The sequence below is a fragment of the Terriglobia bacterium genome (assembly GCA_020073205.1).
Taxonomy (GTDB): domain Bacteria; phylum Acidobacteriota; class Polarisedimenticolia; order Polarisedimenticolales; family JAIQFR01; genus JAIQFR01.
On the sequence record JAIQFR010000015.1, the window covers coordinates 37,976 to 61,463 of the forward strand.

The 23,488-nt window shown below is 70.9% G+C and carries 20 protein-coding genes; 6 read left to right on the forward strand and 14 right to left on the reverse strand.

Going from position 1 to position 23,488, the window contains the following annotated elements; translation table 11 throughout:
- Positions 1-89 precede the first annotated feature (89 nt).
- Together LAO51_05175 and LAO51_05180 are read left to right on the forward strand one after the other, a co-directional pair.
- Positions 90-2,450: a sulfatase-like hydrolase/transferase gene (locus LAO51_05175; protein ID MBZ5638136.1), complete on the forward strand. Its 2,361-nt coding sequence runs from the start codon at positions 90-92 to the stop codon at positions 2,448-2,450.
- Positions 2,447-4,774 carry a hypothetical protein gene (locus LAO51_05180; protein MBZ5638137.1) on the forward strand — a complete coding sequence of 776 codons (2,328 nt, stop codon included), beginning with the start codon at positions 2,447-2,449 and terminating at the stop codon, positions 4,772-4,774. Before LAO51_05175 ends, LAO51_05180 begins: the two co-directional genes overlap by 4 nt.
- On the opposite strand, the gene LAO51_05185 is transcribed toward LAO51_05180, so the two are convergent.
- Complete coding sequence (locus tag LAO51_05185) at positions 4,771-5,568, reverse strand: FRG domain-containing protein (GenBank protein MBZ5638138.1); 798 nt, start codon at positions 5,566-5,568, stop codon at positions 4,771-4,773. The genes LAO51_05180 and LAO51_05185 overlap by 4 nt on opposite strands.
- Positions 5,569-5,727: 159 nt before the next feature.
- Between LAO51_05185 and LAO51_05190 the strand changes: the two genes are divergently transcribed.
- Positions 5,728-7,248: a hypothetical protein gene (locus LAO51_05190; protein MBZ5638139.1), complete on the forward strand. Its 1,521-nt coding sequence runs from the start codon at positions 5,728-5,730 to the stop codon at positions 7,246-7,248.
- 14 nt (positions 7,249-7,262) lie between these two features.
- Here the strand turns inward: LAO51_05190 and amrS are convergent, their stop codons facing one another.
- The 8 genes from amrS to LAO51_05230 are packed head-to-tail and all read right to left on the reverse strand — an operon-like array spanning position 7,263 to position 15,645.
- Positions 7,263-8,429, reverse strand: a complete 1,167-nt coding sequence (amrS, locus tag LAO51_05195; GenBank protein ID MBZ5638140.1) for an AmmeMemoRadiSam system radical SAM enzyme — start codon at positions 8,427-8,429, stop codon at positions 7,263-7,265.
- The gene (locus tag LAO51_05200) at positions 8,426-9,424 is read right to left on the reverse strand and encodes a DUF362 domain-containing protein (protein ID MBZ5638141.1); all 999 of its coding nucleotides are present in this window, start codon (positions 9,422-9,424) and stop codon (positions 8,426-8,428) included. The genes amrS and LAO51_05200 overlap by 4 nt, the downstream gene beginning before the upstream one ends.
- Before the next feature lie 39 nt (positions 9,425-9,463).
- Positions 9,464-10,045 (reverse strand): FumA C-terminus/TtdB family hydratase beta subunit, encoded by a 582-nt coding sequence (locus LAO51_05205; GenBank protein MBZ5638142.1) that lies wholly within the window; start codon positions 10,043-10,045, stop codon positions 9,464-9,466.
- Positions 10,046-10,056: 11 nt separating this feature from the next.
- Entirely contained in the window at positions 10,057-10,914 is an 858-nt protein-coding gene (locus LAO51_05210; protein MBZ5638143.1) for a fumarate hydratase, read from the reverse strand.
- A gap of 43 nt (positions 10,915-10,957) precedes the next feature.
- Complete coding sequence (gene amrB / locus LAO51_05215) at positions 10,958-12,562, reverse strand: AmmeMemoRadiSam system protein B (GenBank protein MBZ5638144.1); 1,605 nt, start codon at positions 12,560-12,562, stop codon at positions 10,958-10,960.
- Complete coding sequence (locus tag LAO51_05220) at positions 12,559-14,136, reverse strand: 4Fe-4S binding protein (GenBank protein MBZ5638145.1); 1,578 nt, start codon at positions 14,134-14,136, stop codon at positions 12,559-12,561. Before LAO51_05220 ends, amrB begins: the two co-directional genes overlap by 4 nt.
- Positions 14,123-15,100, reverse strand: a complete 978-nt coding sequence (locus tag LAO51_05225; protein MBZ5638146.1) for a DUF362 domain-containing protein — start codon at positions 15,098-15,100, stop codon at positions 14,123-14,125. The genes LAO51_05220 and LAO51_05225 overlap by 14 nt, the downstream gene beginning before the upstream one ends.
- Entirely contained in the window at positions 15,097-15,645 is a 549-nt protein-coding gene (locus LAO51_05230; GenBank protein MBZ5638147.1) for a hypothetical protein, read from the reverse strand. Before LAO51_05230 ends, LAO51_05225 begins: the two co-directional genes overlap by 4 nt.
- A gap of 116 nt (positions 15,646-15,761) precedes the next feature.
- On the opposite strand from LAO51_05230, the gene LAO51_05235 reads away from it, so the two are divergent.
- Both LAO51_05235 and LAO51_05240 read left to right on the forward strand, forming a co-directional pair.
- Positions 15,762-17,225 carry an aldehyde dehydrogenase gene (locus LAO51_05235; protein ID MBZ5638148.1) on the forward strand — a complete coding sequence of 488 codons (1,464 nt, stop codon included), beginning with the start codon at positions 15,762-15,764 and terminating at the stop codon, positions 17,223-17,225.
- Positions 17,222-17,674 (forward strand): RidA family protein, encoded by a 453-nt coding sequence (locus tag LAO51_05240; protein ID MBZ5638149.1) that lies wholly within the window; start codon positions 17,222-17,224, stop codon positions 17,672-17,674. Before LAO51_05235 ends, LAO51_05240 begins: the two co-directional genes overlap by 4 nt.
- Here the strand turns inward: LAO51_05240 and LAO51_05245 are convergent.
- The 5 genes from LAO51_05245 to LAO51_05265 are packed head-to-tail and all read right to left on the reverse strand — an operon-like array spanning position 17,628 to position 22,682.
- On the reverse strand, positions 17,628-18,335 hold the full coding sequence (locus LAO51_05245) for a cyclase family protein (protein ID MBZ5638150.1): 708 nt from the start codon (positions 18,333-18,335) through the stop codon (positions 17,628-17,630). The genes LAO51_05240 and LAO51_05245 overlap by 47 nt on opposite strands.
- Before the next feature lie 25 nt (positions 18,336-18,360).
- Positions 18,361-19,146, reverse strand: a complete 786-nt coding sequence (locus tag LAO51_05250; protein ID MBZ5638151.1) for a tryptophan 2,3-dioxygenase — start codon at positions 19,144-19,146, stop codon at positions 18,361-18,363.
- Positions 19,143-20,486 (reverse strand): FAD-dependent monooxygenase, encoded by a 1,344-nt coding sequence (locus LAO51_05255; protein MBZ5638152.1) that lies wholly within the window; start codon positions 20,484-20,486, stop codon positions 19,143-19,145. The genes LAO51_05250 and LAO51_05255 overlap by 4 nt, the downstream gene beginning before the upstream one ends.
- Positions 20,487-20,490: 4 nt before the next feature.
- Positions 20,491-21,726 carry a kynureninase gene (kynU, locus tag LAO51_05260; protein MBZ5638153.1) on the reverse strand — a complete coding sequence of 412 codons (1,236 nt, stop codon included), beginning with the start codon at positions 21,724-21,726 and terminating at the stop codon, positions 20,491-20,493.
- Between the two features lie 47 nt (positions 21,727-21,773).
- A complete protein-coding gene (locus tag LAO51_05265; protein ID MBZ5638154.1) occupies positions 21,774-22,682 on the reverse strand; it encodes an amidohydrolase in 909 nt (302 codons plus the stop codon).
- A gap of 12 nt (positions 22,683-22,694) precedes the next feature.
- Here LAO51_05265 and hybA point away from each other — a divergent pair.
- The coding region (hybA, locus tag LAO51_05270) for a hydrogenase 2 operon protein HybA (GenBank protein ID MBZ5638155.1) at positions 22,695-23,488 on the forward strand (794 nt) is incomplete at its 3' end.

The window sequence follows — 23,488 nt, forward strand, 5'->3', positions numbered from 1 at the left end:
TCGCTGCTCTATCATCCCCCGGCCGGGATCCGCGCGCCGGAGCCTTCTCCCGCGCCGAGTGCGGACCGGCGAGGCAGTTGGAGCATCGAATGACGGTGTACGCGCGGAAGATCCTGGTGGGATGCGCGCTCGTCGCCGCCTCGCCTTGGATCGGCGGGTGCGGCCGGACGCCGGCCCCTTCCGAGCTTTCGGTCATCCTGGTCACGCTCGACACCACGCGGGCGGATCGCATCGGAGCGTTCGGCGGCACCGCGGTGCCCACGCCGAATCTCGACGCGGTCGCGCACGAGGGAACGATCTTCGAGCAGGCGATCAGCCAGGTTCCCCTGACGCTCCCCTCCCACGCCTCGCTGCTGACCGCCCGCTACCCTTCGTCCCACGGCGTCCACCACAACGGCCTGTACCGCTTGCGGGAGTCGGAGACGACCCTCGCCACGCGCCTGCACTCGGCGGGGTTCGAGACGGCGGCGTTCGTCGCTGCCTACGTCCTGAATCGGGGGTTCGGGATCGAGCAGGGCTTCGACACCTATGACGACGTGGACGTCAACCGTTTTCGAGGGGGCGAGGACCAGCTCTACGAGGCCGAGCGCACCGCGGACCAGGTCAACGCGCGCGTCTTCGACTGGCTCGGCCGGCGGCGGCCCGGGCGCTTCTTCCTCTGGGTGCACTACTACGATCCCCACGAGCCATACCGACCGCCCGAGACGCCGGGACGGACGCTCGAGGGCGCGGGCTACGACCGTGAGATCTCGTACGTGGACGCCTGCTTCGGGGATCTCGTGACGCGGCTCAGGAGCGGCGGACTCCTCGACCGGTCGGTGCTGGTCGTCGTCGGCGATCACGGCGAGAGCCTCGGGGAGCATGGCGAGGACACCCACGGCTTCTTCCTCTACGACGCCACGCTCCACGTCCCCTTCATCCTCCGCGCTCCCGGGCTCGTCCCCCGCGGCCTCAAGGTCGGCGGCCCCGTCGAGCTCGTCGACATCGCGCCGACGATCCTCGACCTCCTTGGGCAGCCGCCTCTCGAGAAGGCTCAGGGCAAGAGCCTGAGGCCGCGGATCGAGGGAGCCGACGACGGGCGCCTGGCCGTCGCCCACGCGGAGACGCTGATGCCCCGCCTCGAATACGGCCTGGCGGCCCTGCACATGATCCGCGACCTCCGGTACAAGTACGTCGAGGCCCCGCGACCCGAGCTGTACGACCTGAGGGGCGATCCCGGCGAGCGGCACGATCTCGCCGCGGGCGACCCGGACCGTGCCCACGAGATGGCCGCTCTGCTCTCGAGGTGGGAGGGCAGCACCACGGACGACTCGGCGGCCGCAGGCTCCCGCCGCACCCTCACCCGCGAGGAGGAGGAGCGGCTCAAGAGCCTCGGCTACCTGGGCGGCGATTTCTTCAAGACCGGCTCCGCCGCGCCGGGAGGGCTCGCCGACCCGAAGGACCGTATCGACGAGATCCGGCGCGTGCACGCCTCGCGCGAGCGGTTCAGCAAGGGGGACGCCGCCGGCGCGCTTTCCGCCGCCGACGAGATCCTCCGCGAGAACCCCAGGAGCCAGGAGGCGCGGAACACCCGAATCCTCGCCTTGATCCAGCTCGAGCGGTATCCCGAGGCCGAGAAGGAGGCGCTCGCGGCCCTCGCCGCGGCGGAGGCCGATCGAGACAACACCTCGGTGCTCGCCGAGAAGGCCCGTTCGATGCTGGCCAGCGCGTACCGGCTGGAGGGCAAGCTCCCCGAGGCGGAGGAGCTCTACCGCCATCTCCTCAAGGACGACCCCCGCAGGAGCCTGATCGCGGTGGATTTCGCCGGCCTCCTGGGCGAGACGGGGCGCGGGGCGGAAGGACTGAAGGTCCTCCGGGACGTGCTGGCCCGCGACCCGCGGAACGGGATGGCCATCGCCGCTCGATTCGAGATCGAGTCGCGCCAGGGCGACCGGCAGGCCGCGCTCAGGAGCGCCGCTGCGCTCGCGGACGCGCGAGCGGGAGATGCCGCGACGCTGGTGGATGCGGGACTCCTCCTCCTCGAGGCGGGCCAGCCGGCGCGCGCCGCGACCTGTTTCGAGGTGGCGCAGGGGCAGAACGTCCGGCCGGATCCCGAGCTCTTCGGCCAGATCGGCGCGGCCCGGATGGCGGCAGGCCAGGTCGACGAGGCCAAGAAAGCCTTCCTCGCCATGGGGCAGGCCCGACCGGCCGACCCTCGCCCGCACTACTATCTCGGCATGATCGCCCTCCAGTCGGGAGACGAGGCGGGCGCGAGGGCCAGCTTCGGGCGCTCGCTCGAGCTTGCACCGAGCTTCACCGCCCCTCTCGTGACCTACGCGCGCTACCTCGCGTCACGCGGGGCTCGCGCCGAGGCCCTCCGGACCCTCGAGGACGCGCTTCGCCGGAACCCGAGCGACGCGGACGCGCGCAAGGCGCTCGAGACCGTCCGCGGCGCGTCTCCGGGCCGATGAGCGAAGGGAGCCGCCTCCGCGCTCCCCTGGTCCCGTTCTCGCTCCTGTGCTTCTCGGCGGGAGCCCTCGCGCTCGCGAATCAGGTCCTGCTCCTCCGCGAGCTCTTGGTCAGCCTCCAGGGGGACGAGACCGCCGTCGGACTGGGGCTCGGATCGTGGCTCGGCGGGATCGCCCTCGGCGCCGCCGCCGCGCGCCGGGCCGCCAGAAGGCGCCCGGCGCTCGTGGCGATGGCCGGCCTGGCCCTGCTCGCCGCCGCCGGCGTCGCGGAGATCCTGGTCGCCCGCACGGCTCGGCTCGCGCTCCCGGTGCCGCCCGGCGAGGTCCCGGCGCTCGGAGCCTCGCTCGTGCTGTCGATCGCGGCGATGGCCCTTCCCGGGGCGCTCGTCGGGCTCACGTTCACCGCGCTCGCCGCGACGGCCTCGGCCGCGGGGATCGCGGGCGGCAAGGGGATCGCCCGTCTCTACGTTTTCGAAGCGGCCGGATCCCTCGCGGCGGGCCTCGCGGTCACCTTCGTCCTGATCCCGCTGGCGGCGCCGCTCCACGCCGCGGCGATCGCCGGCGCGCTCGCGCTCGCACTGGCCGTCCCCGCGGCCAGGGCCGGCTCGATTCCGGGGCGCGCCGTGCTCCCGCTCCTCGCGCTCGCCCTGGCGCTGCTGGCGCTCTCGCCCGTCTCGTCGCGGCTCGAGGAGGCGACGGAGCGCGCGCGTTTCGGCGGCTTCGTCCCCGGGATGGCGCTCGTCGCTTGGCTCGACACCCCGTACCAGCAGGTCGCGATCGCCGGTGACGGTGTGCGGCATCTGTACGAGGGGGGACAGTACGTCGGGTCGTTCCCCGATCCCGAGGAGCAGGAAATCCAAACGCACGCCGCCGCGTGTCTCGCCCCCGGGCCCGGCCGGGTGCTGGCGGTGGGACGACTGCCGCTCGGCGGTCTCCGACACCTCCTCCACCACCCGGTGGAGCGCGTGGACCTCGTCGAGATGGACGGGCGGGCCTTCGACTTCGTCCGGCGCTTTCTCCCGCCGGAGGACGACGCCGCGCTACGCGACCCCCGCGTCCGAATCGTGATCGACGACCCGCGCGCGTTCCTCGCCGGCGGCGGCGAGCCGTACGGCCTGATCCTCGTGCAGCAGCCGGATCCCGTGACCCTGCTCCTCGCCCGCCTCTCGACCGCGGAGTTCTTCCGGCTGGCCGCATCCCGGCTCGCCCCCGACGGCGTGTTCGCCACGAGGCTCCGCACGGCCCCCAACGTCGTCACCGGAGAGACGGCGGCGCTCGGCGGGTCGGTCTACCGCGCGCTGCGCGAGGCCTTCCCCGTGGTGGCCGCCGCGCCGGGGCCCGACGGCTTCCTGATCGCGGGATTCCGCTCCGACGTGGTCACGCTCGATCCCGAGGTGCTCTCCGCGCGTTTTCTCGAGAGAAAGATCGCTTCAAGAGTCGTCGTGCCGGAGACGTTCGGGCTGATGTTCCCCCCCGAGCGCGTGGCGGCCCAGGAGCGCGCGCTGCTCCTCGCGGCCGCGCGCCTCCCCGCAAGCCGGGACGAGCGCCCCGTGTCGTTCCTCCACGCGCTCGCCTTGAGGCAGAGGATCGCAGGGAGCGCGTTGGCGTCCTGGCTCCCCGGAGGCGGGAGGACGGGCACGTCCTGGCCCGCGCTCCTCGCCTCGATCCCGTCGCTCGCCGTCCTCCTGCTCGCCGCTGCACGGTGGACGCGTGGAAGGCCACTCGTGGGACTCGCCGCGCTGCACGCGGTGACCCTGACCGGTGCCGCGGGCATGGCGTGGAGCCTCGTGCTGCTGTTCGCGTTCCAGACTCGCGTGGGCGCGCTCTACGGGCAGCTCGGCTGGCTGACGGCGGCGTTCATGGCCGGCCTCGCGATCGGCGGGTGGGCGGCTCGCGGCGCCGCGGAGGCGGGGCCCGAAGAGTCGGACCGCTGGCTCCTCCTCGCGAGCGGCGTCGCCCTGACGTTCGCGGTCGCGCTGCCGGCGGCGCTGCACGGAATCGCAACCCTGGCAGGGTCACGATGGGCCGCGGCGACTCCTCTGGGCGCGTTGCTGCTCCTCTCCGGGGTCGCGACCGGGACCGTGTTTCCGAGCGGCGCCGGAGCGCTGCTCTGCCGGGGAGAGGACGCCCGCGACGCGGCTGGCCGGGTCGAGGCGGCGGACCACGCGGGCGCCGCGATCGCGGCGCTGACGGTCGCCGTCCTGATCGTCCCCACCCTCGGGCTCCGCGGCACCTGTCTCGGGCTCGCCGCGCTTCTGGGAGTCTCCGCTGCGACGGTCCTGATCGCGATGGCTCCTTCGAGGCGCGGCGCCGCGCCCCCACGCTAGGCTCGCGGCTCCCGCGGCGGGGTGTAGTAGCGCTTCAGCCAGCGGGAGAGGCCGTCGAGGCCAGGGAACAGCACCCGCTCGGTAATGTTCGCCTGGTCCAGCTTGTCCCGGACCTCCCACTTGAGCCCCGCCGGCACGACGATCCGCCGGCAGAGGCCGGGTCGCTCGGCGAGCCACCGGTCGAGCCGGATCGACGGCTCCGAGATGAGGGAGAAGAGCGCGAACTGGTTGACGATCCGGTCGTCGAGCGACGGCGGCTCGAGGAAGAGCACGAACGGCTCCTTGGAGAGCGCGTCGAACGACTCGAGGGTCGGCGCCACCCGGTGGAGCATCTCGGCGGTGAACACGTTCGACCCCTCGCGCTCCAGCACGTCCCGGAGCGGCGTGGGAAGCCGCTGGTGGATGCGGAGGTAGTCGATGCACCAGAGCACGCCGTCGACGTCGTAGCGGTCGGTGTCCTCGGTGGCGAAGTGGAGCGCCACGTGCGGCGAAAACGACCAGTCGAGGAGGCGCGTGGGCAGGCCGTGATGCTGCCCGAGCGCGAGCCAGTTCCAGACCGAGTCGCCGGGCACCGCGTCTCGGTGGGCGTACTTGCGGAAGTTGCGGAGGAGGTGCCCCTCCTGCCGGTTCGGCGCGCCGCCGAGCTTCAGGAGGCCCGACTTCAAGTCGGCCCTCGAATCGGCCCCGCCGCGGAACGCGAGGGGCGAGCGGAAACGCCCCAGCGCTTCCTGCCAGGATTCCGCGAAGAGGAGGTCTTGTAGCTCTCCCCAGGTCCGAACCACGATCTCGTCCATGATCGTCCCCCCGGCACAGGTTACACCTGGGCTGCCGGGACGCCGCTTCCGGCATGGCGGGGAACACGTCGCCGCGGAGGCGAGCGCGGTCGGTCCGGCGGAATATACTCCCTTCTTCCTGCGCCTCCTGGCTTCCGACCACGGAGAGGAGAAGGGAAGATGTCGCAGGGCCGCGATCCGAGCGAGGCGCCCCGACGGGCGGCAGTTCTCGCGCCGGACTCCTCCGCCGCGACTCCTTGGAGCGGACCGTGGCGAATCGCTATCGGGCTGGCCCTGGTCGCGGCCGGAGGTTTGCTCGCGCTGGCGGCGCGAGGCGACCTGTGGCTCGACGAGGTGTGGAGCATCGACCGGGTGGGCCAGGTCCGCTCGCCGCTCGAGATCTTCCTCCAGAGGCACGACAACAATCACCTGCTTTACTCGCTCCTGCTCTACGCGCTTCGGCCGATCGGGAGCGACTTCGTCTATCGGCTCCCCGCGGTCTTCGGCGGCTTGGCCTCCGTCGCCCTCGGCGCCGCGATCGTCGCCCGCACCGGAGGGGTGCGGGACGGATCGCCGCGAGCGCGCGCCCTCCTCGCGGCGATCTTTCTCGGCACCTCGTACCTCCTGGTCTCGTGCGGATCGGAAGCTCGCGGCTACGGTCTCGCGCTGGGGTTCTCCCTGCTCGCCTTCTTCGCTGCGGTGCGCGGCGATCTCGGCCCCCGGAGCCGCTGGGCGCTGATCTACGGGGCGGCGGTGACCCTGGCGCTCCTTGCGAACGCGACGGCCGTTCACATTCCCGCCGGGGTCGCGGCCTGGTCGGCCGTCCGTTGGGCGCGCCGCGGGCCGCGCGGTCTCGCGCTTCTCGTTGCGGCGGTCCGCTGGCACGCGTTACCCGCCGCCGCGGCCGCTCTCCTCTACTTCGGTTTCCTTCGCGGCATCGTCATCGGCGGGGCGCCGGCGGAGAACGTCCTGCCCGTCGTGGGTCGTACCGTGGCCTACACCTGCGGCCTTCCGATCGGCCTCGGCACGGGGTTTCTCCTGACCGTGGGTTGCGCGGTCCTAGCCGCCGGCATCGGCCGCCTCTTCGCTCGAGGTGACGACCTGGGGGTCTTATACCTGACCGCGATCCTCGTCTCACCGATCTGCGTGCTGGGATTCAGCGCCAACGAGCAGGTCTTCGAGCGCCATTTCGAGGTCAGTGCGGCGCTGGGACTCCTGCTTGTCGCGGGGATGCTGGGGGCCCTAGCCGCCCGCGGCCTCCCCGGGACGCTCGCCGCGACGACCCTCGCCGCGCTCTTCGTGTATGGGAATGCGGGGCGCCTGGAGCGGCTGCTCGAGGACGGCCGTGGCCGGTACAGCGCCGCGCTGACCCACATCCTGGCGACGGGTCCCGGCGGTCGCGTCGTCGTCTCCGGCGACAACGACTGGCGGAACAGCGTCGTCGGGCGCTACTACGCGGCGCGGGTACCGGGAGGAGAGCGGCTCTTCTACGTTCCGCGGGAGAAATGGACCGGCGCCGGACCCGACTGGTATCTGGTCCATCGCTTCGAGGGGGAACCGGCGCCGGAGCAGCGGCTGAGCGGCCTGCCCGGCTACCGCTACGTGCTCGACGCCGACTACCCGTGCGCGCCGCTGGGGGGCTGGCGGTGGTACCTGTTCCGGCGCGTCGCGGACGTTTCGGTGAAGGACCAGAGGAAGTGATTGGAAACGCCCCCTCAAGCCCAGATGCCCGGCACCTCGCGTCCGCAGTCCGGACAGCGGCCTCGGACCAGGCGATTCCGGGTGACGGCGAGGCCCGTCCTCTCGATGAGCGCGGTCTTGCAGCCGGGGCAATACGTGTGGTTCCCGGGGTGGCCCGGGACGTTCCCGACGTAGGCGAAGTGCAGCCCCTCCGTCATCGCGATCTCGCGGGCGCGCTCCAGGACCGGCACAGGGGTGCTCGGTAGGTTCATGAGCCGATACCCCGGGTGGAAGCGGGTGAAGTGGACCGGCACGTCGGGGCCGAGGTCGCCCGCGACGAACCTCGCCAGCTCCCGGTGCTCCTGCTCGCCGTCGTTCAGGGTGGGGACGATCAGGACCACGATCTCGGTCCACATCCCCTTCTTCTTCAGGAGGCGCAGCGTGTCGAGGACAGGCTTCAGCTCCCCCTTGCACGTCACCCGGTAGAACCGGTCGGTGTACGCCTTGAGGTCCACCTTGACCGCCGCCAGCACGTCGAGCAGGTCGCCCATCGGCTCCGGCTGGATCGACCCGTTGGAGATCATCAGCGTGCGGATCCCCGCCTTCCGGCCCGCGGCCGCGATGTCGTACACGTACTCGGACCACACCACGGGCTCGGTGTAGGTGCAGGCGATCGTCGGCGTCCCGTTGGCCTTCGCGAGGGCGACGAGGCGCTCCGGCGGCGCGTCGATCGCGGGCACCTGCTCGGGCCGCGCCTGAGCGATCTCCCAGTTCTGGCAGAACTTGCACTCGAAGTTGCAGCCGACCGTCGCCAGTGACACCGCGCTCGTCCCGGGGAGCACGTGGTAGAACGGCTTCTTCTCCACCGGGTCGAGGTGCAGCGAGCACGGGCGGGAGTGGACCAGTGTGAAGTACTCGCCCCCCCGGTTCTCGCGAACGCCGCACGCACCGCGCTCCATGTCGGCGACCCGGCATTTTCGCGGGCAGAGCCCACACTCGACCCTGAGGCCGTCGAGCTTCTTGAACCAGCGAGCGGGCCGCGCCGGGAGATCGCCGGCCGACGGGACGGGAAGCGATGGCCCGGCGTCGACCCCCTGCGCCGAAACCGGCGAGGCGCCGAGCCTCGCGAGCGCGCAGGCGGCGCCGCCGGCCGCGACCAGCGAGCCGAGCAACCGCCGGCGCTCGAGGTCCGCCGCTCTCACACGTCCTCCACCCGGATCCTCGAGAGATCGGACTCGCCGAGCCCGAGCTTCGCGGCCTCGGCGATGTACCGCGGCTCGCGCTTCTCCTTCGCGAGTGACTCGAGCCCGACCTCCTTGCGGCGCGCCTCGATGACGCTCGAGCCGAGCGCGTCGATCGCCACCGGATCGGTCGAGGCGAGCACCGCGTGGTAGGGCCAGGACCAGCGCGGCACCCGTGCCGGCCCGCCGTGGCACTGCGGGGCCATCGCGTCGATCACGGTCAGGCGCAGCTTGTCCCGGATCAGGGGGAACGCGGCCAGACTGGCGACGTACGGGTTGCACCCATCGTCGTGGTGCTTGTTCGGGTTGTGGATGGCCCCGTACCAGTTCTTGAGGCCAACGGACACCCCGGCGAGGTCGTGGTCCTTGAGCACGCCGACGTTGATCAGCGCCGTGAACTCCTCCGCCAGGACCCGCGCGAAGCAGGATCCCCCCGCCCCCCACTCCCTAGGGCTCTTCTCGTAGTCGTCGTTGGTGCCGAGGCAGCGGATCCCGCGCCCGTCCCGCTGGATCGTGTATCCCGCCTTGATCAGCTCCCGGTCCGTGCGCTCCCAGATCACGACGTTCCGAGGCGGCACTCCAGCGGTGACCAGCCATTGCGCGAGGAGCCCGACCAGCTTGGGGTCCGGCGAGAGCCCCTTCCCCGCGATGCAGTTGACCTTGATCCCGACCACGTCCTTCGGCTCGAACAGGCGGCGCATCGCCTCCACCGGCCCGCGTTCGCCGACGGCTCGCGCCACCGACTTGCCCAGCGCGTCCTCGAGCTTCGACGCGTCGGGGACTCCCTTGTCCCCGAGGATCCCGTCGCGCATTCCGCGCGCCACGAGGCCTTTCTTGGCCGCGATGGGCGCGCGCGGCGCGCCCGCCTCCCCGGCCGCGACCACCGGTTTCGCCGCAAGCCCGAGGGCTCCGGCCACCAGCGCCCGCATCAGTTTTCGGCGTTCTTCGTCGATCACGCTTCGCACCCGTTTCCGCCGGCGCCTCCCGGCGCCCGCTCAGATCCGCGCCTTCACCTCTTCCGCCCTCGCACGGGTGACCTCGTCCACCTCGTCGTGCAGCGAGCGCCCGTGCGAGTCCATGGTCACGATCAGAGGGCCGAAGCGGTCGGTCTCGAACACCCAGACCGCCTCGGCCATCCCCAGCTCCTTCAGGAGATGGACCGCCTTCACCCTGGGCAGGGACTTCGCGGCCAGGGCGCCGGCGCCGCCGGTGAAGTTGGTGAACACCGCCTTGTGCTTCACCAGCGCGTCGCGGGTCTTCGCGCCCATGCCCCCCTTCCCGACGATCACCTTGGGCCCGAACTTCTCGAGGAACCGCGCCTCGAGGGAGTCCATGCGGGCGCTGGTCGTCGGACCCGCGGCGACGGCCTGCCACGTCCCGCCGACCTGCTTCATGATGGGGCCGCAGTGGTAGAGCGCGAGCCCGCGGGGGTCGAGCCCCTCGACGCCGTGTTCCAGGAGGTGCATGTGCGCCTCGTCGCGGGCGGTGAACAGGATCCCCTTGAGGTAGAGGATGTCCCCGGCCCGCAGCTTCTCGATCTCGTCGTCCCGGATCGGCGTGCTGAGCGTGTATTCCATGTCGGCCCCCTCTACTGCTCGACCCTGACGTCGAGGTTCTTGCTCACGATCACCCGGGCACGCCGGTCCGCCCAGCACTGCACGGCGAGGGCGACCGGGTAGGACGCGGGGTGGCGAAAGGTGTACTCCACGTGCACGTCGAGCGCCGTCGTCCGGCCTCCGAGCCCCATCGGCCCGACGCCCAGGTCGTTCAGGTCGTCGAGGATCGCGGCCTCGAGATCGGCGACCGGCTTCTCGGCGTGGTGCCGGCCGAGCGGCCTCGACAGGGCGCGCTTCGCGAGCCTGAGCGCGAGGTCCGCGGGCGAGCCCAGTCCGATGCCCAGGATCAGCGGCGGGCACGGCTTCCCGCCGGCCCTCTGGATGTGGTCGACGAGCCGCTTCCTGAACCCCTTGATCCCCTCCGCGGGCGTGAGCATCCAGAGGAACGACTGGTTCTCGCTCCCGCCCCCCTTGGGCAGGACGTCGATCACCATCGAGTCGCCCTCCGTGAACATCACGTCCACCATCGGCATGTTCGGCCCCGTGTTGTCACCGGGGTTCGCGCCGGTGAGCGGGTGGGCCGTGTTCGGGCGCAGCGGGATCTCCCCGGTGGCCTTCACCAGGCTTCGGCCGAGCTGCCGGATGATCCCGGCGGTGTGCGGAAAGTCGAAGCCCGCGGTGATGTAGAACGAGACGATGCCGGTGTCCTGGCAGATCGGCCGCTTCTCGTCCCGCGCGACCTCGACGTCCTCCAGGATCGCCCTGAGCTGCGAGCGGGCGATCTCGCTGTCTTCCTTCTGGGCGGCGCGGGCGAGCGCGTCCTCGACGTCCCGAGGGATCAGGACCGAGGCGCGGAGGATCGCCTCCTCGATGTGGGCTCCGACGGTCATGACGTCCATCTCGTGGCCTCCTCTCCTGCTGTGGGTCGAGTCTTCATCTCCGGGACGGCTCCGCCTCCTGCCCCTCGCGGAACACTTGCCCGGTGAATACGGAGAACGCCGCCCCTTCCTTCCACGCGTCGGACGGGAGACCCGCCTTGCGGGAGAGGTGCGAGAGCGTCTCCTCCAGCGTCCATCCTTGCTCCCCCGGGACCTGGGGGAGGAACACGGCCCGGCGGCCGGCCTTGTCGATCACGATCCCGTGGGTCCCGAGCTTGATGTCGCGCCACGAGGCGACCGTCTTCGGGGGGGACAGCAGCGTGATCTCGACCTCGAGGCGTGGCAGCTCCTCGGCCCGGACCGGCTCGAACCGGCCGTCGTGGAGCGCCGCGTTGACGGCTGCGACGATGACCGCGTTCCGAAGCGGCAGCACCGGGAAGATCTGGCCGACGCACCCTCTCAGCTTTCCCTCGCGGGCGACCTCGACCGGGTCGGTCCGGTTCAGGGTCACGAACACGCCGCGGAGCTGATCGAGGTCCTTCCGGTCCCGCGGGAGCGCTGCGAGCGCCGCGTCCATCGCGGCCGAGCCCCCGAGCTGCGTTTCGACGGTCGCCCGCGCAAGGGCCAGGAGCTTCCGGCCGAAGGCCGCTTCGAAAGGCGGGGCGGACGCCGAGCAGGTTTCGTGCGCGGGAGGCGTCTCCATCGTCTTGCCGCCGGACGGCCTGCCCTCGACGAAGGCGATCGCGGCGTACGTGACCGAGTTGTCGTCCTCGACCTGAGGGATGTCGATGGAGGCGTAACGTGCGAGGAGTACTCCCTCGGCCTTCGGCGAGATCCTCGGCAGGAGCTCGAGGAGGACGCCGATGCCTTCGCGCCCGCAGATGCTGTCCCGCGTCTCCTCGAGGTGCTTTAGGAACCCTTCCGCGTCCTTCTTGAGGATGAGGTCAACGGCGCGTTCGTTCTGCGCGCGAATCCTCCCCCTCGCGACCACGGCCGACGGGCCGAACGGAGCGTAGCGATACCGGGGTCCGTAGTGCGTGAAGTCGCTGGAGAAGACGAACAGCGTCTTCCCGTCGTGGAGGCGCGCGAGCCTCTCCGCCATGGCCTTCCGGCTCTCCGTTGTGGTCTCCCCGACGACGATCGGGACGACGCAGAACGGTCCGAGCGCCCTCTGGAGAAAGGGCAGCTCGATCTCGACGCTGTGCTCCTGTTCCTCCGCCCCGGGAACGGTTCGGACGAGCTTCCCGTCGCGCAGGGCCTCCACGGCGAGCTGGCAGACCGGAACGTCGCCCAGCGGCGTCGCGTACGCGTCGGCGTCCGTGACCGAGAACCCGTCGAACGGCACGTGGTGCGAAGGTCCCAATACCACGACGCGGGAAAAATCTCCTCGCTTGAGGTTGCGGAACGCGGCGGCGGCGACCACGCCGGACCAGCGCCAGCCCGCGTGCGGCACCACGAGCGCGACGGGCCTCCGATCGAGGGCCGGCGCGGGCGCCGAGTCCGCGAACATCTGCTCGAGCTCCCCGATCGCGACCGCCCGTTCACCGGGATACCAGTCCCCGGCGATGGCCGAAGGCCGGACCCGCGACGACGCGGGCGGGGCCTGGGCGGCGAGCGCTCCGGCGAGGATCAGCGTGAACGTGAAGTGCGAGCTCGTCATGACGGCCTCCTCGCGGGACGGAGCGTGAACGAGGATCCGCGAGACCTCGACTCGCCGACTCTCGTGACCCGGACGGCGGCCAGGTCGTTGACCGGGCACTTCGCCTCGCACAATCCGCAGCCGACGCATCGCGACGGGTCCATGTGGGGCCGCTCCAGCCTCACGACACCGCCGTCCCGGACCGCGACCTCGACCGGCTCGAGCCAGATCGCCTTGGGGCTCGTCGGGCAGACTTCCTGACAGACGATGCAGGGGATGTCCGCGCCCCACGGGAGGCAGCGCCCGGGATCGAAGAACGCGGTCCCGATCCGGATCGCCTCCGCCTCCGGCTTCGTCCACCCCTTCTCGTCCGGCCCGAGGGGCCGGATCGCCCCGGTGGGGCACACGTGCCCGCAGAGGGTGCAGCTCGGCTCGCACCAGCCCCGTCGCGGCACCAGGACCGGGGTGTACACCCCCTCGATGCCCGCCTCGCCCATCGAGGGCTGGAGCGCGGTGGTCGGACACGCGTTGACGCAGGCCCCGCACCGGACGCAGCGCGAGAGGAATTCCGCCTCCGGGCAGGCGCCGGGTGGCCGGATCGCGAGCGGCCCGGGCGCCGAGGCGGAGCCGGCAGAAGCCCTCGAGAGCGGGATCAGCGCCGCCCCCGCCAGGGCCGCGCCGAGGATCTGGCGCCTGCGGAGATCGACGCCGCCCGACGGCGCCGCGGCCGGCACGAACGCGCGGAACGCGATCGCCCCTTCGGGGCAGGCGTCGATGCAATTCAGGCAGACGTGGCACTCCGAGATACGGTGCTTGGAGAAGGGCTCGTCCGCGCCCTGGCAGTCCGCGGCGCATCGGTTGCAATGGGTGCAGCCGTCGAAGTCCACCTCGATCCTGAAGATCGCCGCCCGCGCGATCCAACCGAGCAGCGCGCCGAGCGGGCACAGCGCCCGGCACCACCAGCGCGCGATCCAGCGGTTCAGGACCAGGAGCGCGACGAAGACCGCCCCGGTGAGCCAGGCCCCCTCGAAGATCCGAGCGCGGAAGCCTCCCACGGCGAGCACCGCGAAGAGCGCCGGCGAGAGCGCGGAGCCGATCGACCGCGTTGCGAGCGAGAGCGGATCGAGCAACCCCGTGAGGAGGCTTCCCGCGGCCGCCGCGACGAGCGCCGCGATCAAGAGGAGATACTTGAGACGGTAGTGGGGACGCCACCGGTTCGTCTCGATCGCCGGGCCGTGGCGCAGCCTCCGCGTGACCCACGATGCGACGTGATGGAGCGTCCCGATCGGGCAGACCCATCCGCAGAACGCCCGCCCGAGCAGGACCGTGAGACCGACGATCGCGAGGCTCCACAGGAGCCCGGCCGGCAGGATCCACGACGACAGGAGCAGCCCGACGGCCGATAGCGGATCGAGGTGGAACAGCCACCGCACCGGGAACCGGCGGATCCCTTCGTCGGTCATCGCCCACAGCGCGAGCAGGAACAGGACGAGGAAGAACCCCTGGTAAACGAGCCGGACCGCTCTCGGCGCGTACGCGCTTCGGCCCGAGCCACGCTTCGGCGCTCCGGAGGCGAGGATCTCAAGCCCCGGCATGGATCTCCCCCAAGGGGCGCGTCCCCGCGTGGATGGATCCGAGGCCGCGCGTCTCGGCGAGCGCGACGTGGGGGACCTCCCGGGGATCGAGTCCGAGGAGCGTGGCGCCCCACGCGTCGAGCGCGACCGGGTCGGTCCCCGCGGCGATGGCTCCCACCCGCTTCACGTCGTCCAGCCGCCCCCCGGTGGGACCCCCGCGCAACATCACCCGGGTCGCGTCCACCACGGTGAGCGTCGGCCTGAACGCGACGGACAGGTCCACGATCGAGGCGGAGATCTGCTGGTGGAGGCGCGCCCGCGTCCCGCCCAGGAGGCCGTAGCCATTCTTGAGGCCGCAGGTTAGGCGGGTCAGTCCGTGGACCTTCACCACCGGGACGTTGATCAAGCGGTCGGCGGCGAGGGCCGGGGCGAACACTTCCCAATCGTCCAGGACCACTCCGCCGATGGACGCCAGCACGAAACCGGCTCCCGGCGGGATCTGCACCTCGGCCCCCGCGCTCCGGGCGGCCCTTGCGATCCCGGACCGCTCCGCGACCCTCACGGCGTCGTGGACCGGCACGTCGGCCACGACGACCCGGGCCGCCCGCGCCTCGAAGCAGAGCCTCACCACCTCGGCGACGACGTCCGGGTCGGTGTTCGCTCCCTGCTCCGGGGTGCGGTCCCACGCCATGTTGGGCTTGACCAGGACCGTCTCGCCCGGGTGGACGAACCGCTCGATCCCTCCCACCGCGTCCACTGCCGCGCGCACCGCCGCGGCGGCCGCTTCGCCGCGCGCCACGGCCAGGCGCGGCTTCCCGGCAAGATCCGGCACGCGGCGGTCCGGCGGCGCCTTCGCCACCCTCGCGGCGCGCCACCTCCCAGGGGAAAAGAGCCCCAGTGCGCCGGCGGCCCCCGCGGCGCCGAGGACGAGCCCGGCCTGGCCGAGCCTGCGTAGGAACTCGCGCCTCGGACGCCCGTCGCTCACCGTCCCCTCCCCAGACCGTCGAGGATCGCGCGGTCGACTCTTCCGGCTTCGGCGATGAGACGCGCGGGGTCCGTCGTCGCGTCAGGGTCCGCGATGAGCCGCACGTACGCCCGTCCCCGCCGAAACAGCACCGACTGCGGATCCGATGAAGCCTCGTCGCCGGGTCCGTCCGTCCGCTTGGGACCCACATCGTGAGCAAGAACTCTGCCCGCTCCCTCGGGGGAGGAAAACAGCAGGATCTCAAGGGTCCCTTTAGGGTCCGCGAGGTCCCAGGCGAGGAGCCTCACGCACCCCTGCGCGCGGAGGTAGTCTTCCGCCCCATCGACGCGCTCGTGGAGCCGTTCCGGCGTGAGGTCGGCCTGTGGGTCGGGAAGCCCCGGCCATGGCGATGGTTTCCCGGGAGCCGGCCCGGCGGCACGGGTGGCCGGGTCCGCCGGCAGCGGCACGGGATTCACGATGCCGTGGAGGAGCCAGCCCGCGATGGCCGCCAGCGGCAAGAGCAGCAGCAGGGCGGTGAAGAGCGAGCGGGAACGGCCTCGAGCCATACGGCCCTTTCAGCCCGGCGGCGCCGTCGGTCCGGCGCCTCGCCAGGGGCGTAGTGTATCAGCCGGGCGGTTCGAGGTCGCGGGGGCTTTCCTCTGGTAGGATTCTCCGCGTGCCCCTGCCGCGGATCCAGAACTACATCGGCGGCGAGAGCTGCGACCCGGTCTCGTCGTCGTGGCTCGACGACGTCGATCCGGCGGTCGGGCTCCCCTACGCGCGGGTGCCCGACTCCGACGAGCGCGACGTTGCCGAGGCCGTCGCGGCGGCGGAGCGGGCGTTCCCCGGCTGGGCGGCGACACCCGCCGCCGAGCGTTCGCGCCACCTGCTCGCGATCGCCGCGCTCCTGGAGCGGGACCTCGATCCGCTCGCGGTCGCCGAGTGCGTCGACACCGGCAAGCCCCTCGCGCTCTCGCGGTCCCTCGACATCCCCAGGGCGATCGCGAACTTCCGCTTCTTCGCCACGGCGATCCTCCACACGGCCACCGAGGCGCACGAGACCGACGGCGTCGCGCTCAACGTGACGCTCCGAACCCCCCGGGGGGTCGCGGCGTGCATCTCGCCGTGGAACCTCCCGCTCTATCTTCTGACGTGGAAGATCGCGCCGGCCCTCGCCACGGGGAACACGGTCGTCGCGAAGCCGAGCGAGCTCACCCCCATGACCGCCTATCGCCTGTCGGCTCTCTGCCGCGAGGCGGGGCTCCCGCCCGGAGTCCTCAACATCGTCCACGGGTTGGGGTCTCGCGCCGGCGTCCCCCTGGTCGAGCACCCGCGGGTCGCGGCGATCTCGTTCACGGGCGGCACCGCGACCGGCGCCGACATCGCCCGGCGCGCGGCTCCGGCGTTCAAGAAGCTCTCGCTGGAGCTCGGGGGCAAGAACCCGACGCTGATCTTCGCCGACGCCGACCTCGACGAGGCGGTGGCGACGAGCGCGCGCGCCGCGTTCTCGAACCAGGGGCAGATCTGTCTCTGCGGCTCGCGCATCCTGGTCGAGGAGAGCGCCTACCCGGCATTCCTCGAGCGGTTCGTCGCCTCCGCGCGCGCCCTTCGGGTCGGCGATCCGCTCGAGCCGGGGACCGACCAGGGAGCGATCGTCTCGCGCTCGCATCTCGAGAAGGTCCTCTCCTACGTCGATCTCGCGCGGAGCGAGGGGGGCACGATCGCCTGCGGCGGGGAGCCGGCCGATCCGCCGAACGAGCGCTGCCGCGGTGGTTTCTTCCTCCGGCCCACGGTGGTCACCGGTCTCCCGCCGTCGTGCCGCACGAACCGCGAGGAGGTCTTCGGCCCGTTCGTGACCGTCGCCCCGTTCCGGGACGAGGACGACGCGGTCGCGCAGGCCAACGCGGTGGACTACGGTCTGGCGGCGACCGTTTTCACGGGGCGGCTCGATCGCGCGCATCGCGTCGCCGCCCGGATCCAGGCCGGGACGGTCTGGGTCAACTGCTGGATGCTCCGGGACCTCAGGGTCCCGTTCGGCGGGATGAAGGCGAGCGGCGTGGGACGGGAGGGGGGTGTCGACGCGCTCCGCTTCTTCACCGAGCCGAAGAACGTCTGCATCCGGATCTCAGGGGAGCATCGACCGTGACGCGCGATCCGAGCGAGATCGTGAGCGATGGCGCGCCCGAGCCGGTGGGAGCCTATCCCCACGCGAGGCGCGCCGGGGACTTCCTGTTCCTCTCCGGCATCGGGCCGCGCAAGCGAGGATCGTCGGAGATCCCCGGCGTGAGGCTCGACGCCGCGGGAAACGTCGCCACCCACGACATCGAAGTCCAGACGCTCGCAGTGTTCGAGAACGTACGGCAGGTCCTCGAGGCCGCCGGAGCGGCGTGGGACGACATCGTGGACGTCCAGGTGTTCCTGACCGACATGAAGCGCGATTTCACGGCGTTCAACCGGATCTACGCGGACCACTTCAAGGAGAACCGGCCGACGCGGACGACCGTCGAGGTCGGAGCGCTGCCGACGCCGATCGCGGTGGAGCTGAAGGTCATCGCGTACGTCGGGGGCGGGTCCGGAGCGCGCGGGCAGCGCTGAGGCCGGCGCGCGGGACGATCTTCTCCTCTGAGATCGCCCGCAGGACGGCCCGCACCGGGCTCGCGTCGAATCCGACGAGCGGGAGCGGGAGCGCGATCAGCTCGTAGATTCCGTCCGGCACCTCGTCGAGGACGAGACCCTCGAGAACCGCCATGTCGCAGGCGAGGAGCCGCTGGTGCGTCGGCAGCTCCTTCGAATCGGACAGGTCGACGCTGGGGGTGTCGATCCCGACGAGCCTCACGCCGGTCGCGTGGAGGCGGTCCACGAGCGAGGGGTCGAGCGCCGCGAATTCCGGGTTGAACCGATCGGGATCGGGGTAGGTTCCGGTGGCGAGCAGGATGCGCTCGGCCTTCGGAGGCCAGGCGATCCGGTCGGGGCCGACGCGGGTCCCTCGGGCGACGGGAACGCGGACCACCTGGCAGGGGCCCACGTAGAGCGCGAGGTCCCGGGCCTCGATCGAGTCCGCGTCGCGGCCGTAGTGACTCGGGGCGTCCGCGTGGGCACCGAGGTGCACGGTGGCGTTAAGCGTCGAGAGCGTGAGGTTGTCCCCGCGCTTCATGTCGAGGAGCACCTCGCGGGAGGGGGGCGTGTCGCCGGGCCAGACGGCGAGGGCGGGCGTGATGCGCGGGGAGATGTCCCAGATCGTGCGGGCCGCGGTCATCGTGGCTCCTCGCTGGCGCCCGGCCTCAGAGCTCGTGCCGGATCGCCCACAGGTCGTGGAAGAAGGGCTGGAACAGGCTCCTCTTGAGGAATTCGACGCCGAGCGAGCCCCCGGTCCCCTTCTTGTTCCCGATGGTTCGCTCGACGAGCTTCACGTGGCGATAGCGCCACTCCTGCATCCCCTCGTCGATGTCGGTCAGCAGCTCGAAGAGAACGCCGATGTCCGCGCGCTCCCGGTACAGTCGCAGGATCCCTCGCTGCACGGTCTCGTCGGGCCCGTTCGGGAGGGAGAGGTCCCTCGCCCGGAGGCGCTCCGGGATCTCGACCCCCTGGAGGGCGAGGAAGTCGTAGAGATGGTCGACGACGGAGCGCTCTCCGAGCCGGCGCTCCAGGGTGCGGCGGGCCTTGGACCCTTCGGGGTGATAGGCGACCATCTCGACGCGCCGGTAACCGAGGACGAACTCCACCTCGCGGTACTGGAGCGACTGGAATCCGGAGGCGCGCTCCAGTCGGTCGCGGAACGCGCTGAACGACATCGGCGTCATCGTCTCGAGGACGTCGAGCTGACCGACGAGGGTCTTGAGGACGTTCCGCACGCGCTTCAGGGTGTGGATCGCTCCGAAGAGGTCCCCCGACGAGAAATCGCGCTTCACCTTCTCGAGCTCGTGGAGCGTCTCCTTGAACCACAGCTCGTAGACCTGGTGGATCACGATGAAGAGCATCTCATCGTGCTCCGGAGGGTCGGAGCGCGGCGACTGCAGCGCGAGGAGATCGTCGAGGTGGAGATAATTCGCGTACGTCAGCTCACTCATCGCAGGATCACCATGCTCGCGGCGGCGAGCAGACCGAGGCCGAGGAGGGCGAACGCCCAGAAGACGGCGCGCCACTGCCTCCGGGCACGCCGCACGGCGTCGGCGTACGGCGTCCGGCTGAACGTCACCAGCTGGTAGAGAGGCACGAACGACCGGGGGAAGAGGCGGTTCAGGACCTTCTCGGCCTTCTTGCCCGCCAGGAAGAGTCTCGACGCGGTCCTGTCCCGCATCTCGACGAAGTTCCCGAGGGCGAGGTCGGCGAGCGCGTCGGCGTGCTCCTTGCGGCGGCTCTCGAACCTGCGGAACGCTCCCTCGAGATCGCCGTCGCCTCCGACGAGACACTCGTCGAGGACGACGCAGTCCTCGAACGCCGCGTTCGCCCCCTGGCCGTAGAACGGCACCACCGCGTGCGCGGCGTCGCCGAGGAGGACCGCCCGGCCCCGGTGGTGCCACGGCGCGCAGCGGACGGTGACGAGCGATCCGACCGGATTCTCGCGGAACTCCTCGTCGAGCCCCGGGATCAGGCGGGCGAGATCGGGGAAGACTCTCTCGAAGTACGCGAGCACTTCGTCGCGGCCCGTGAGAGCGGAGAATCCGTGCTCGCCGTCGAACGGCCAGAAGCAAGTGCAGGTGAACGACCCGTCCCGGTTCGGGAGGGCGATCGTCATGAAGCCGCCCCGGGGCCAGATGTGGAGGGCGTCCGGCTCCAGCGCGTGGCGTCCGTCGCGGCCCGGCGGAATCGTGAGCTCCTTGTACCCGTGCTCGAGGTACGACTGCGAGCACTCGAACCGGTCGGTGCGCTGCATCGCGGCGCGCACCTCGGAGAAGGCGCCGTCCCCTCCGACCACCGCGTCGGCCTCCTGGACCTCCACGGCGCCCGTCCCCAGGACCTCGAACGTCGCGGCGGCGCGGTCCAGTTCGACACCCACGCAACGCCTGCCGAACGTCACCTCGACGTTCGGGATCGACTCCGCCGCCTCCACGAGGATCCGGTTGAGCGCCGCGCGGGATACGGAGCGGAGAACGTGCTCCGCCGACGAGCCGTACGGCTGGAACGCGATTGCCCCCGACGGCGCGTGGATCCGGCGGCCCCGCATCGGAACCGCCGCCTCGAGGACCGGGGCGGCGAGCCCGACCTGCTCCAGCGCGTGGAGGCCGCGGACCGAGATCGCGAGGTTGATCGACCGGCTCCGACCGAGGGGTCCCGTCCGCGGGTCGTTTCGGCGCTCGAAGACCCGGACTTCGTGCCCGCGCCGGCCGAGGAACACCGCGGTGAGCGCCCCCCCGAGGCCCGCGCCCACGATCGTAAACCGCCTCCGGCGCCGGTCGCCCTCGGCCATCGCTTCAGCTTCCGCCGCCGGCGAGGAGGGCGGCGAATCGCCGGACCTCGTCGAAGGTGTTGTAGAGGGGAACGGGGGCCGCGCGGATCACGTCGGGCTCCCGGAAGTCCACCACCGCCCCCGCCTCCCCGAGCTTCCGGGCTCGCTCCCGTGCGCGGCCGGCGACGCGAAGGGAGAGCTGACAGCCTCGCGCCCCGGGATCGCGAGGGGTCAGGATCGTGAACGGCGAATCCGGGATGCGGTCGATCAGCCACTCGAGATACCCGGTGAGGAGCACCGATTTCGCTCGGAGAGCGTCCATGCCGGCCTCGTCGAAGAGCGCGAGCGAGGCCCTGAGCGGCGCCATGGCGAGGATCGGCGGGTTCGAGACCTGCCAGCCGTCGGCGCCCTCCCTCGGAACGAACTCCGGCTCGAGCTGCATGCGGAAGCGCGTCCCGGGCTCGTTTCCCCACCATCCCGCCATCCTGGGCAGGGCCTTGTTCCGGCCGTGGCGCTCGTGCACGAAGCAGCCGGCGACGGCGCCGGGGCCCGCGTTGAGGTACTTGTAGGAACACCAGACCGCGAAATCGACGTCCCAGTCGTGGAGCCTCAGGGGGACGTTCCCCGCCGCGTGCGCGAGATCGAGCCCGACGACCGCCCCCACCGCCCGCGCGGCGCGCGTCAGGCGCTCGAGGTCGAACCGTTGCCCCGTGTGGAACTGCACGCCGCTCAGGAGGACGAGCGCGATCTCGCGGCCGCGCCGGTCCAGGAGATCCTCGAGATCCTCCGTCCTGAGCGTCGCCTCGCCCTCGCGGGGCCTCGCGATCACCAGCGCCTCCCGCGGGTCGTGTCCGTGGAGGACGATCTGCGACGCGGCGGCGTAGGTATCCGAGGGGAACGCGGCGTCCTCCATCAGGACCGCGTGGCGATCGGCGGTCGGTCGGTAGAAGGTCGCCATCATGAGGTGCAGGTTCACGGTGAGGGAGTTCATCATGACGACCTCCCCCGGAACCGCTCCGACGAGCCGCGCGCCCACGTCCTGGAAGACCTCGTGGTAGCAGTACCAGGGCGTTTTCGCCCGGAAGTGGCCCTCGACGCCGAGACGCGCCCAGACCTCGAGCTCTTCGTCGACGAGCGCCCTCGCGTCGAGCGGTTCGAGGCCCAGCGAGTTGCCGTTGAAGTAGATGAGGGTCCGGCCGTCGCCTCGCCGCGGGAGGTGGAACCGCCGGCGGAATCGCGCGAGCGGATCCTCGGCGTCCATGAGGAGCGCGAACGCCTCGCTCCCGCGATAGGGAACGGCGGCGGTGCTCACGGCGTCGCGCTCCGCGCGACGCGGAAGCGCTCCCGAACGGGGTCGAGGCCGAGGAACTCGAGGGCGTTCTCCCCCAGGATCCGACCTTTCGTCTCGGCGTCGAGGTCGGGCATCGACTCCACGAGGCGGCCCGGGACGGGCTCGCCGAGGGGGAATGGGTAGTCCGAACCCAACGCGACCCGGTCCCTGCCCACGAGGTCGAGGAGCGTTCGAAGGGCCGTGGGATCGTGGACGAGCGAATCGACGTAGAAACGTCCCAGGAAATCGCGGGGGGGCCTCGAGGTCCCCACCGCGCAGAGGTCCGGCCGCGCCTCGAATCCGCGCTCGATCCGGCCGAACGTCCCCGGGAACGACCCGCCGCCGTGGGCGAAGCCGATCCTGAGCCCCGGAAGCCGATCGAGCACCCCGCCGAAGATCACGGAGCAGATGGCGAGACAGGTCTCGGCGGGCATCCCGACGAGCCAGGGCAGCCAGTACCTCGGCATGCGCTCCCGTCCGAGAACGTCCCAGGGATGCACGAACAGCGCCGCGCCGAGATCGCGCGCCGCCTCGAGCACGGGGAAGACGCGCGGGTCGTCGCCAACTGCCCGGCCATTCTGTTCGGCGATGTCGGTCCCGGGGCATGGCCTGTAGGAACGGGTCATCCATGCTTTGGTTGCACCGAAGAAGGAATCGGATTCACCAAGGGCATCCATCAACTGGCCGAGCTCAAAAACGTGACGCCACCCACCACCTATCCACGAATCACTGAAGAAAAAGGAAAAGGGGCAACCGTGGCGGCGGCAGCACTGGTCGGAGGTTTGGTCGGCGCGGCGGCGGTTGCCGGAGTCAAGTTCGCGCGCAAACTTCCCGAAGATAGCGACGAAGCTTCTGGGGGCAGGAGCGACAAGCAAAGATAGGAGCATAGATCCGTGGCTCTGAACCGAAGAGATTTTCTCAAAGTGGCGGCCGCCGCCGGCGCGGCAGGCGCTGTCGATACCGCCAGTGCGCTCCAGCGCGAACCCAAAACCCTGCCTCCTAACGCCGTGGGCATGCTCTACGACGCCACGCAATGCATTGGCTGCAAGGCGTGCGTGGCGGCGTGCAAGGAAGCGAACCATATGCCGCCGGAGCACGATGCCAGCAAGAGTGAACTCATGTGGGATGTGCCCTTGGATTTATCGGGCAAGACTCTGAACATCATCAAGGTGTATCAGGATGGCGCCGCAGCGCAGAAGGACCGCGAGATTAACGGCTATTCCTTCGTCAAGCGCCACTGTCTGCATTGCGTGGATCCCTCCTGTGTATCGGCGTGTCCGGTATCGGCCATGACCAAGGACCCGAAGACCGGCATCGTCGAGCATCATGCGGACCGGTGTATCGGCTGTCGTTACTGCGTCTATGCGTGTCCGTTTTCCGTCCCCAAATTCGAATATGACGGTCCTTTTGGTCAGATACAGAAATGCCAGTTTTGCGCCCACTTGCAGGCGAAAGGGCAACTGCCGGCCTGTTGTGACGTGTGTCCGACCGGTGCGTCGCTGTTCGGCCTGGTGGAAGATCTGAAGAAAGAGGCGCAGATACGGCTTTCCAAGAAGCCCGGCGATAGCCACCGGTTTGCCCGCGGCAAGCTCGGCGGCAACCGGCCGACTCAGGATGGCACGATTGCCAATTATCAAAAGCATCTCTACGGCGACAAGGAGTTAGGGGGCACCCAGATTCTGTACCTGTCCGC